This is a genomic window from uncultured Bacteroides sp., assembly GCF_910578895.1.
Taxonomy (GTDB): Bacteria; Bacteroidota; Bacteroidia; order Bacteroidales; family Bacteroidaceae; genus Bacteroides.
Genome location: NZ_CAJTSC010000002.1, coordinates 163,674 through 175,839, shown reverse-complemented (window position 1 = coordinate 175,839; position 12,166 = coordinate 163,674). Strand labels below are relative to the sequence as shown.

Below are 12,166 nucleotides of genomic sequence, written 5' to 3'. Positions count from 1 at the left end.
GCGATGTTAATGCCGCTCGGCTGAAACACTTGTATCTGTCGCCCGAAACACCTGCATCCATCGGCGGAAATGTCCGGTTTCTGCATAAACAACGCATATCTATCGAAAATTGGGGCATGTTTATCCGCACTTTATGCAGCATGTTCCTGTTCCGGCAAAAGGTGGCGGGGAGGGGAGTAAGCGAAAAGGCTGTTTCGCCGCCTTTTTGTCATAAAGCGGGCGGAAGATGCTTCGCTTTGCACCTGCGCACACAGCCGGTGCCGGTTGGTTTCCGGCGTTTGCCCGTCTGCATGCGTCTGCCCGACTGCTTGCGCGGGCACGGTTCTTTCGTTTGCGGAAGTCGGAAGGGGTTGCAGGGGATGTCGGGAGCCGGCGGCTTAATCCTCAGGTTTCCGGCTGTGCCGTTCCCTCTTCCCTCAAACGACAAAAACAATAAGAGAACCGCCAAAACCTTCAGAGGCTATTTGCGGCAAAATCCTTACTTTTGCCATGCAGAAGAAAGTTCATTTCTTAATTCTATTAAAAAAACTATCAAAGGCACATGAAAAAACTACTTGGATTTATCTCCTTTCTTTTAGTGTTGGCAGGTTCCGTATCTGCCAAAGTGGTACTTCCGGCTATCTTTTCCGACAATATGGTGCTGCAGCAGCATGCGCAAGTCAACCTGTGGGGAAAGGCAACGCCCGGCGAACGGATTTCGGTAAAGGCATCGTGGACGGACAAAGCCGTGACCGCCAAAGCGGCTGCCAACGGCAAGTGGGCGGTGAAACTGAAAACGCCTGCGGCCGCAAAGGGGCAGACGATTACGGTGAGCGGTGAGAATACGCTTATTATTAATAATGTATTGATAGGCGAAGTGTGGCTTTGCACCGGACAGAGCAATATGGAATATCCCGTGTGCAAGCATCCGGATATGAAATGGATGACCGGCATGCTGACCGAAGCCGAGGAACTGAAGGATGCGGACTATCCCGAACTTCGCCTGTTCCGCGTGGAACATCAGTTGGCACACGACGGCGAAGTGGACGACTGCCGGGGCCGTTGGCTGGTGTGCACGCCGGAAAACCTGTACGATTTCTCGGCGGTGGGGTTTGTGTTCGGGCGCAGGCTGCACAAGGAGTTGGATGTACCCGTGGGCATGATACAGTCCACCTGGGGCGGCACGCATGCGGAGTCGTGGACCAAGATGGGCGTGATGAAGGACAATCCGCTGTATGCGGATGTGCTCGAGAGCTTCGCACTGAAAAACGTGAAACAGAAAAAAGACTCTTGCAAGGTTCCTGCCACGCTGTGGAACGGGATGATTTATCCTATCCTGGGCTATACCATAAAAGGAAACATCTGGTATCAGGGGGAGTCGAATGCCATCCGTCATGAGAAATACCGGCAGGTGTTCACCAACATGATTAACAGCTGGCGGAAGGAGTGGAAACAGCCCGACATGCCTTTCTACTTCATGCAGATAGCCCCGCACAAGGGGCAGCCGGCAGGCATCCGCGAGGCGCAGCTCAAGACGTGGCAGAGCGGGTTGAAGAACGTCGGCATGGCGGTCGTGACCGATGCGGCGGACTCTACGGACATCCATCCGCGCAACAAGCGCGTGGCAGGCGAGCGCATGGCTTTGTGGGCGCTTGCCAAGCAGTATGGCAAGGATGTGGCTTATTCCGGTCCGCTCTTCAAGGCGATGCAGGTCAGCGGCAACAAGGCGGTGCTGAGTTTCGAATATGCCGGGGACGGGCTGATGACACCGGACGGTGCGCCGGTCAAGGGCTTCCTGGTGGCAGGTGCCGACCGCCGTTTCTATCCGGCAACGGCAGTAATAAAAGGCAGCCGGTTGGAAGTTTCCGCCCCGCAGGTGGCAGAGCCGGTTGCCGTGCGCTATGGTTTCTGTAATTTCTTCCGCGTAAACCTTTATAATAAGGCGGGTCTGCCCGCAGTGCCTTTCCGCACGGATGCGTGGGAGCAGGGTTCGTATGCCCGTTGGTTTGCCGATTCCGAAATGGCACGCTTCCCGCAGGCATATCAGCTGGACCACGGCAAGCGCCTGTTCTTCGGCTATGCCCAGGGAGTAGGCTGCTGCGCCATGTTGCAGATGTGGAAAGCCACAGGCGAGCGCCGTTACTATGATTATGTGAAGCAATGGGCGGACTCTCTGATTAACGGGAAGGGAGAAATCCATCTGTATGACAAGTCCGCTTACAATCTGGACTTCATCAATTCCGGCAAAGTCTTGTTTGACCTTTACCGTGAAACGGGCGACGGACGCTACAAGAAAGCGATGGATACGCTTATCGGGCAATTGAAGAACCAGCCCCGTACACTGCAGGGCGGATTTTGGCATAAATTGATTTATCAACATCAGATGTGGTTGGACGGTCTGTATATGGCATCGCCTTTTATGGCACAGTATGGTGCGGAATTCAATAAACCGGAATGGATAGACGAAGCTGTGAAGCAGTTCCGCCTTTGCCACGAGCATACGTATGATGCCGAGACCGGCCTCTATCACCATGCGTGGGACGAGAGCAAGAGCCAGCGTTGGGCAAACCCGCAGACCGGACACTCGCCCAATTTCTGGGGACGCAGCATAGGCTGGTGGTTCATGGCGCTGGTGGATGCGCTGGACTTTATACCGGAAGCGCATCCGGGACGTGCCGATATGATTGGGTATATCCGCGGGTTGGCAGAGGCGTTGCCCAAATATCAGGACAGGGCGGGGCTGTGGTATCAGGTCATCGACCAGCCCAAACGCAAGGGCAACTTTCCCGAAGCTTCCGTAACCACCCAGTGCATGTATGCCTACGCAAAGGCTGTGAACAAAGGATATATCGATGCGAAATATCGTGCGGTGGCGGAAAAAGCCCTGCAGGGACTGAAAGACAAGCTGCTGGTAGAGAAGCAGGACGGCACACTGGTTTTGACACGTTGCTGCCAGGTGGGTGGCTTGGGCGGTCATCCCTATCGTGACGGGAGTTTTGAATATTATATAGGCGAGAAGATGAGGGATAACGATGCGAAGGCGACAGGTCCGTTCATTATGGGATGCCTGGAACTGGAAAGATTGGATTAGGTATGAAACGGTTGTTTGGTATTGCCGTGTTGGCGTTTTGTGCGGGTGCTTTATCCGCACAAAACGCCGCGTGGCCGGAAATTGGTCTGGACGCCAAGCCCGCCGCCCGCTGGTGGTGGATGGGCAGTGCGGTGGATAAGGCAAACCTGACCCGCAATTTGGAGGCGTATGCCGCGGCGGGAATGGGCAGTATGGAAATCACCCCCATTTACGGCGTGCAGGGAAATGATGCGAACGATATCCCGTTTCTCTCTCCCCGGTGGATGCGGATGCTGCAATATACGGAGAGCGAAGCTGCCCGTCTGGGCATGCAGATTGACATGAATACCGGCACGGGCTGGCCTTTCGGCGGTCCTGAAGTGGGAATAGAAGATGCGGCATGCAAGCTGTTTGTTACGGAGTACCGGCTGGAGGGCGGAAATACGCTTGATGAAAGGATAGAAGTTGCCGACAAGAGGCAACAGCCATACGCCGTGCTGGAACGTCTCATGGCTTTCTCCGATGCGGGGAAATGCCTGGACCTGACGGCTAAGGTGAAAGACGGGGTGCTGCGCTGGAAAGCACCGGAAGGCAGTTGGCGCCTGATTGCAGCCTTTTGCGGAAAGACCTTGCAGAAAGTGAAGCGTGCCGCCCCCGGTGGCGAGGGTTATGTGATGAACCACTTCTCCGCCCGTGCCGTGAAAAACTATCTCGGGCGCTTTGAACGTGCTTTTGACGGCAACTTCAAGGATGCCGCCGGCACTGCCACTGCCTATCCCCACAACTTCTTCAACGACTCCTACGAAGTCTACGGGGCAGATTGGTCGGAAGGGCTTTTCGATGAATTCCGTGCACGCCGCGGCTACAGGCTGGAGGAGCATCTGCCGGAATTTCTTGCGGCAGGAGAACGTTCGGACGATGCCCGGCGTATCATTTCCGATTATCGGGAGACGCTCGGCGAGTTGTTGCAGGAGAATTTCACCCGTCAATGGACGGAATGGGCACATCGGCACGGTTCCCGGACAAGAAACCAGGCGCATGGCTCACCGGGAAACCTGATAGACCTCTATGCCACGGTGGACATTCCCGAGTGCGAAGGTTTCGGCCTGTCTGATTTCGGTATCCGTGGGTTGCGCAAGGACTCCTTGACACGTCCCAACGACTCCGACCTCTCCATGCTGAAGTATGCTTCCTCGGGTGCCCATATCGCAGGCAAGCCTTATACCTCTTCGGAGACATTCACTTGGCTGACGGAGCATTTCCGCACCTCGTTGTCGCAATGCAAACCCGATATAGACCTGATGTTTGTGTCCGGTGTCAACCATACCTTCTTCCACGGCACGACTTACTCGCCTGCCGAGGCTGCATGGCCCGGGTGGAAGTTCTATGCCACGGTGGACATGAGTCCGACAAACAGCATCTGGCGGGATGCGCCTGCGTTCTTCCAATATATATCCCGTTGCCAGAGCTTTTTGCAAATGGGGCAGCCGGATAACGACTTCCTTGTCTACCTGCCCGTATATGATATGTGGCAGGAACAGGACGGACGCCTGCTGATGTTCGACATTCACAAGATGGCGAAGCGTGCTCCCCGTTTTATAGAAGCGGTGCACCGCATCAACGATGCCGGTTATGACATGGATTATGTCTCCGATAATTTCATCCGCACGGCTGTTTGCCGTGACAGGAAGATTGTGACATCGGGCGGAGCCGCTTATAAGGCACTGGTCGTTCCCGGTGCGCGCCTGATGCCAGCCGATGTCCTTGCCCGCCTGCTCGATTTGGCAAAGGCGGGGGCCACCGTTGTCTTTCTGGACCGATATCCGGAAGACGTTCCGGGGTATGCCGGGCTGGCACGCCGCCGCAAGGAATTTGCACGTGTGCTGAAGTCGGTGAAGGAACTGGGCGATGCGCGCGGCACCGATAAGACAATCTGTTTCGGTACGGATTATGCCCGTACGCTGGCACAGACCGCTGCCGTGCCGGAAAGCATGAAGACCGCCTTCGGTTTAAGTTGCATCCGCCGTAAGAATCCGGAGGGGTACCATTATTTTATTTCGGCGTTGACGGATAGGGATACGGACGGCTGGATACCGCTTGCCGTGCCTGCACGTTCGGCTATGCTCTACAATCCGATGGACGGTACATCCGGTAAGGCTTGTTTGCGTCAGAAAGACGGAAAGACGGAGGTCTATGTACAACTGGCTTCCGGAGAGTCTGTCATCCTGAAAACATTTACGGAAGCCGATGTGCAGGCTCCGGAATGGAACTATCGGACTGCTTCGCAAGGAGCCGTCGAATTGTCCGGCTTATGGGGCCTGCGATTTGTGGAAAGCGCTCCTGCGGTGTGGCATGTGCCGGACTCCGTCTCTTTGGGTTCATGGACGGATTTATCCTTTGAGGGTGCCGCTACGACAATGGGAACAGCTTGCTACACCACTGCTTTCGTGATTGAAAACCCTGCTTCGGCACAAGACTGGCTGCTTTCGCTCGGTGATGTCCGTGAGAGTGCCCGTGTACGTATCAATGGCAGGGAAGTCGCCACGCTGTGGGCTGTGCCTTATGTCTGCCCCGTCGGGCAATATCTGCGTCCGGGGAAGAATACGCTGGAAATCGAAGTAACCAATCTGCCTGCCAACCGCATAGCCGATATGGACCGCCGTGGCGTGAAGTGGCGCATCTTCAAGGATATCAATATAGCGGCGCTTGGCTATAAGAAAGGAACGTATGCCGGCTGGCAACCCGTTCCGAGCGGGCTGCTGGGACCCGTACGTATTATACCGTTAAAACCGACAAATAAATGAATATGATGAAAAGATACTTCTCCTTGTGTACGTTGCTTGCCTGTATGGCAGGTGCGTTGCATGCTCAAGACCCGCGTGAGCGCCATTATTTTTATGAGAACCTTGACCCTCGGCATGAACCGAAGCCGTTGGTAGAGGGGTTTGCCCGCGAACGGGTTGCCGAACAAATGAACCGTGGCTTGGTGGCGGTTCCTGCCGAAGATGCCGGGTCGGTCTATCTGAGTTGGCGTTTGCTCAACTCGGACGATGCTGCCGTTACTTTCCATGTGTACCGGCAATCGGACGGCAAAGTACGCCGCCTGACGAAGAAGCCCGTTGCCGGGACTTGCGATTTTGTAGATGCGGCTCCTTGCAAGCAGGCTTCTTATTGGGTGGAAGCCATTGTGAAAGGAAAGAGACCTTCTGCTTCGGAAAAGCGGGAGGTGGTGCTTGCCGATTTGAAGCCTTACACTTCCATCCGCCTGAAAGACAATGAAAAGGCGGGAAAGATAGCTCTTGCCGACCTGAACGGTGACGGTACTTTCGATTACGTCATCCGTACCCCTGAGACGAATGTAGACCCGGGCATGCCGGGCGATACGACCGGAAAGACTTACAAGATTTCCGCCTATTTAAGTGACGGCACTTACTTATGGACGTATGACATGGGACCGGGTATCGAGCCGGGCATCTGGTATTCGCCTTTCATCGTTTATGATTTCAATGGCGACGGCAAGGCGGAGGTGGCTGTCAAGACAGCGGGAACCGATTATGTAAAGAATGAAAAGGGGCGTGTCTGTGGTGGCAGTGAATACCTTTCCGTACTTGACGGCATGACCGGCAAGGTCATCGACCGCGTGGACTGGCCGGAACGTAACGACCGCTATGGAAACTTGATCCGCCAGAACCGCAACCAGATGGGAGTGGCTTACCTGGACGGAAAGACTCCGTTCATATTGGCGGCGCGCGGCACGTATAAGTTGATGGTGGTAGATGCCTGGATGTTGAAAAACGGTAAGTTGGAGCGCGTATGGCGTTGGGACGGCGACGAGGAAAACCCGATTGTCCGGAGCATGGGAGCGCATAGCATGGTCGCTGCCGATGTGGACGGTGACGGAAGGGATGAAATCCTGTTGGGCTCTTGCATGCTCGATGATAATGGCACGATGTTATGGTCTTCCGGTTTGGGACATAGCGACAAGGCATATATCTGCAAGTTGCGTCCCGATATGGAAGGCATGCAGGTGTTCATGGTCAGTGAACCGAAGAAAGAAGACGGTCGCGGCGTTTCCGTGGTTGATGCCGCTACGGGAAAACTGATATGGGGCATCGGTCATACGACGTATCATGTAGCAGACGGCATGGTAACTGATTTCGACCCTGCACATCCCGGACTGGAATGTTTTGCCAGCGAAGACCGCAAGGGCGGAAGTACCGACAGATACCTGCTGACAGCGGACGGCAGGAAACTGGATGTGGCTAAGGAGGATATACCGGGATGCCGCAACTGGATATGGTGGGATGCGGATTTGTTGCGCGAGACTTTCAAGGGCGATGACAACCGTTGGGGAGCAGGCTCCTCTTCCGGTGGCCGCAGGCAGAGCATCTGGAAATGGAAAGGCGAAGTACTGACGGAAGGCATTGAGGGGGATATCCTGCTGATGGCGGATATGGAAGGCGACTGGCGTGAGGAGCTGATTACCGCCTTGCCGGGTGAATTGCGTATCTATCATACCAACATTCCCGCCTGCGACCGCCGTGTGACATTGATGCAAGATCCCCTGTATCGTAGCTACGTGGCTCATCGCAGCATGGGATATCCCCAAGCCCCCGTGCCGTCTTATTATCTGGGACAATAACCGAACTGTCTTGATTTACTATACTAATTAAAAATATATGCTGTTAAGAATGAAGAAACAACTGTATGCAATCGCAGCCGTTTGTGTATGGATGCTTAGCTCTTGCCAATCTGAAAGTTATAAGTATGAGGCGGTCTATCGCAACTTGCCTTTTGACATGCCTCGCGTGGAAGCGCCGAAATTTCCCGACCGTACGGTCAACTTGAAAGAGTTTGATGCTGTAGGCAATGGGGAAACCCTCTGCACGGCAGCGTTTGCAGATGCAATCAATGCCCTTGCCGAACGGGGCGGCGGACATCTTGTCGTTCCTGCCGGTGTCTGGTTTACAGGTCCTATCGTGTTGAAAAGCAACATTGATTTGCATCTGGAGAAGGGAGCCGTAATCCTTTTCTCGCCGGATGTAGACCTCTATCCGTTGGTGGAAACCGTGTTTGAAGGACTGGATACCCGCCGCTGCCAGTCTCCTATTTCCGGTCGTAACTTGGAAAACGTGGCTATAACGGGCGAGGGAGCGATTGACGGAAACGGGCATTACTGGCGGCCGTTGAAGCGTGAGAAGGTTACGGAGAGTGTTTGGAGGCAGGCCACAGCCCGTGGCGGCGTATATAAACGCCCTACTTACTGGTTTCCGTATCCTGAAACATTGAAAGGAGATACCATCAGCAATATGAACGTCCCTCAGAATCTGCAAACGGAAGAAGAGTGGCAAAGTGTCCGCCATTTCCTTCGTCCGGTCATGGTGAGCCTTGCCGGGTGTAAGAATGTATGGTTGCAAGGGGTGATATTCCAGAACTCTCCGGCATGGAACTTGCATCCGCTGATGTGCGAGAATGTGCTGATAGAGGATGTGCAGGTGCGCAATCCGAGCTATGCGCAGAATGGTGACGGGCTGGACTTGGAATCTTGTAAGAACGCGCTGATTGTAAACTCCACGTTTGATGTGGGCGATGACGGCATCTGCCTGAAAAGCGGCAAGGATGAGGACGGCCGCCGTCGTGCACGCCCTTGTGAGAATGTGGTGGTAGACGGCTGCACGGTGTTTAAAGGACATGGCGGCTTTGTTGTCGGCAGTGAGATGAGCGGTGGCGTACGCAACGTGTCCGTCAGCAATTGCCAGTTCTTGGGAACGGATGTAGGGTTGCGTTTCAAGAGTAAGCGCGGACGCGGCGGCATCGTAGAGAATATATGGATAACGAATGTCTCCATGATGGATATTCCCACCGAACCGGTCACTTTCAATCTTTACTATGGAGGCAAATCTGCCGTTGAAGTATTGGAAAGCGGTGAAAAAGTACCGGTTAAGGTTGAACCGCTTCCTGTGGACGAGACGACTCCCTGCTTCCGCAATATCCATGTCAAGAATCTGGTATGTGCCGGAGCACGCCGTGCGTTGTTCTTTAACGGCATTCCGGAAATGCCGATTGAGAATGTGGTTTTGGAAGATATCGACATCACTTCGCGATTGGGGGCGGAGTTTGTTTACAGCAAGGCTGTTACAATGAAGAATGTCACTATCCGCAATGCGGAAGGCGAGCAGGTTGTCACCCGCTTTTGTGAGGATATGGAGTAAGAATACGGATGTGGTGATGGTGAAACGGATTGTCAAATCTGACATCCTTTCAGTCAAAATAAGTACAAAGGGTAGGGGAGGTTTCCCCTATTTTTGTATCGTGAAACAGCGACTAAAACCAATTACCATGAGACAATGTTTTTTTGCGGTCGATTTGGGTGCTACCAGCGGCCGTACCATCTTGGGGACTTTCACGCCGGAAGGATTGGAAATGGAAGATGTAAACCGTTTCCCGAATCATCTGATTGAAACCGGCGGGCATTTTTACTGGGATATCCATGAACTTTACCGCCATATAATCGAAGGACTGAAAATAGTTGCCCGAAAGGGGGATGTGGAGATTACTTCCATCGGCATTGATACGTGGGGCGTGGATTTTGTCTGTGTGGGCAAAGACGGAAGTTTCCTGCGTCAGCCTTATTCATATCGTGATCCGCATACTGTCGGGGCGCCCGATGCTTTCTTTAAAAAGATTGCCCGCAAGCAGGTCTATGAGTGGACGGGTATCCAGGTGATGAATTTCAACTCTTTGTTCCAACTCGATACATTGAGACGCAACGACGACAGCGCGTTGGCTGCTGCCGACAGGTTGCTTTTCATGCCGGATGCTTTGAGTTATATGCTGACCGGAGAAATGGTTACGGAATATACCATTGCCAGTACGGCGCAGCTGGTCAATGCGGAAACCCGTAAACTGGAAAATGCCTTGCTGCAAGAACTTGGACTTTCGGAAAATAATTTCGGACGTTTTGTCTATCCCGGCGAGAGAATAGGAACGTTGACAAAAGAGGTGCAGCGTATGACCGGGCTTGGCGAGATTCCTGTAATAGCCGTGGCAGGACATGACACGGCTTCTGCCGTGGCTTCCGTTCCCGCCATGAACCCGGACTTTGCATACCTGAGCAGCGGCACCTGGTCGTTGATGGGAGTGGAAACCGAAGGACCGGTCATTACGGAAGAGACCGAAAACTTGAACTTCACTAACGAAGGCGGCGTGAACGGCACCATCCGGTTGCTGAAAAACATTTGCGGGATGTGGTTGCTGGAGCGTTGCCGGATTGCGTGGGGGGAAACCTCTTATCCTGAACTGATAGCCGAGGCAAATGCGAGCGAACCGTTCCGCAGCCTGATCAATCCCGATGATGTGTCGTTTGCCAATCCGGCAGATATGGAGCAGGCTATACGGACCTATTGCGCGGAACGTAACCAGCCGGTTCCGCAGACGCGTGGACAAGTGGTGCGTTGCATCTTTGAGAGCCTTGCTTTGCGCTATCGCCAGGTATTGGACAATCTTCGCACGCTCTCTCCTCATCCGATAGAAACGCTTCATGTTATCGGTGGCGGAAGCCGCAATGAATTGTTGAACCGGTGGACTGCCAATGCTGTCGGCATTCCTGTGGTGGCAGGTCCGTCCGAGGCTACGGCAATCGGTAACGTTATACTTCAGGCGCTGGCAGCCGGAACGGCAGAGGATATTGCTTCCATGCGCCGGTTGATTAACCGCTCTGTGCCTTTGGAAACTTTCCAACCGGTGGATGTGGAAGTGTGGGATGCCGCGTATCTGCACTTCAAACAAGTGACAATGGATATTTGATGTTTAATAATTAATAAAGAAATACTTCAGTATTATGAAAGAAGAACTAATCACAAAGGCTTATGAAGTGGCTAAGGAACGTTATGCCGCTCTTGGAATAGATGTGGAAAAGGTAATGGAGCAACTCCGGAAAGTGGCAATCTCCATGCACTGCTGGCAGGCTGATGACGTTATCGGTTTTGAGTCGGGCAGTTCGCTGACGGGCGGCATCCAGACTACCGGAAACTATCCCGGCAAGGCTCGTAACATCGAGGAACTGCGTGGCGATATTTTGAAAGCCGTTTCCTATATCCCCGGCAAGCACCGTTTGAACCTGCATGAGATTTATGGCGATTTCGGCGGCACGTTTGTAGACCGTGACCAAGTGGAAGTGAAGCACTTTGAGAGCTGGATGCAGTGGGCGGCGGAAAACGGCATGAAGCTGGATTTCAACTCGACTTCTTTCTCGCACCCCAAAAGCGGCAACCTGTCTCTTGCCAATCCCGATAAGGGCATCCGTGATTTTTGGGTTGAACATACCCGACGTTGCCGTGCCATTGCGGAAGAGATGGGACGTCGCCAGGGTGATCCTTGTATCATGAACCTTTGGGTGCACGACGGTAGCAAGGATGTGACGGTAAACCGCATGAAATATCGTGAGTTGTTCAAAGACTCTCTCGACCGGATTTTTGCTACGGAATATAAGAATATGAAGGACTGCTTGGAGTCTAAAGTATTCGGTATCGGCTTGGAAAGCTATACCGTAGGCTCTAATGAATTCTGTGTGGGTTATAGCGTACAACATCAGAAACTGATAACAATCGATACGGGACACTTCCATCCTACGGAAAGCGCTGCCGACAAGGTTTCGTCCATGCTGCTGTTTGTGCCCGAACTGATGCTTCACGTAAGCCGCCCGATACGTTGGGATTCCGACCACGTGACTATCATGGACGATCCTACGCTTGAACTCTTCCAGGAAATTGTCCGTTGCAATGCCTTGGATCGCGTACACATCGGTCTTGACTATTTCGATGCTTCCATCAACCGTATAGGCGCTTATGTCATCGGTACCCGTGCCGCACAGAAATGTATGTTGCGCGCATTGTTGGAACCGTTGGCAAAACTCCGTGAGTATGAGGCTGCCGGTCAGGGTTTCCAACGCCTTGCCTTGCTGGAAGAGGCCAAAGCCTTGCCTTGGAATGCGGTTTGGGATATGTTCTGCCTGAAGAACAATGTGCCGGTAGGCGAGGAGTTCATTGCGGAAATAGAGAAATACGAAGTTGAGGTTACATCAAAACGTAAGTAAGTTAAGTCGAAGCCGGTAATAGC

At 53.4% G+C, this 12,166-nt stretch carries 7 protein-coding genes; all 7 read left to right on the top strand.

The genetic code is table 11. From position 1 onward, the window contains the following. Positions 1-545 (top strand): hypothetical protein (locus QZ327_RS01420; RefSeq protein WP_294616487.1); only part of this gene is annotated, 545 nt, incomplete at its 5' end. Then, the gene (locus QZ327_RS01415; RefSeq protein ID WP_294616485.1) at positions 542-3,070 is read left to right on the top strand and encodes a glycoside hydrolase family 88 protein; all 2,529 of its coding nucleotides are present in this window, start codon (positions 542-544) and stop codon (positions 3,068-3,070) included. The genes QZ327_RS01420 and QZ327_RS01415, both read left to right, overlap by 4 nt. Before the next feature lie 2 nt (positions 3,071-3,072). Beyond that, positions 3,073-5,853 (top strand): glycosyl hydrolase, encoded by a 2,781-nt coding sequence (locus tag QZ327_RS01410; RefSeq protein ID WP_294616484.1) that lies wholly within the window; start codon positions 3,073-3,075, stop codon positions 5,851-5,853. Between the two features lie 5 nt (positions 5,854-5,858). Next, on the top strand, positions 5,859-7,691 hold the full coding sequence (locus tag QZ327_RS01405; RefSeq protein WP_294616496.1) for a silent information regulator protein Sir2: 1,833 nt from the start codon (positions 5,859-5,861) through the stop codon (positions 7,689-7,691). 49 nt (positions 7,692-7,740) lie between these two features. Further along, the gene (locus QZ327_RS01400) at positions 7,741-9,261 is read left to right on the top strand and encodes a glycoside hydrolase family 28 protein (RefSeq protein WP_294616483.1); all 1,521 of its coding nucleotides are present in this window, start codon (positions 7,741-7,743) and stop codon (positions 9,259-9,261) included. A 127-nt stretch (positions 9,262-9,388) separates the two neighbouring features. Beyond that, complete coding sequence (gene rhaB, locus QZ327_RS01395; protein WP_294616482.1) at positions 9,389-10,855, top strand: rhamnulokinase; 1,467 nt, start codon at positions 9,389-9,391, stop codon at positions 10,853-10,855. Between the two features lie 34 nt (positions 10,856-10,889). Then, entirely contained in the window at positions 10,890-12,143 is a 1,254-nt protein-coding gene (locus tag QZ327_RS01390; RefSeq protein WP_294616481.1) for an L-rhamnose isomerase, read from the top strand. Positions 12,144-12,166: the final 23 nt, after the last annotated feature.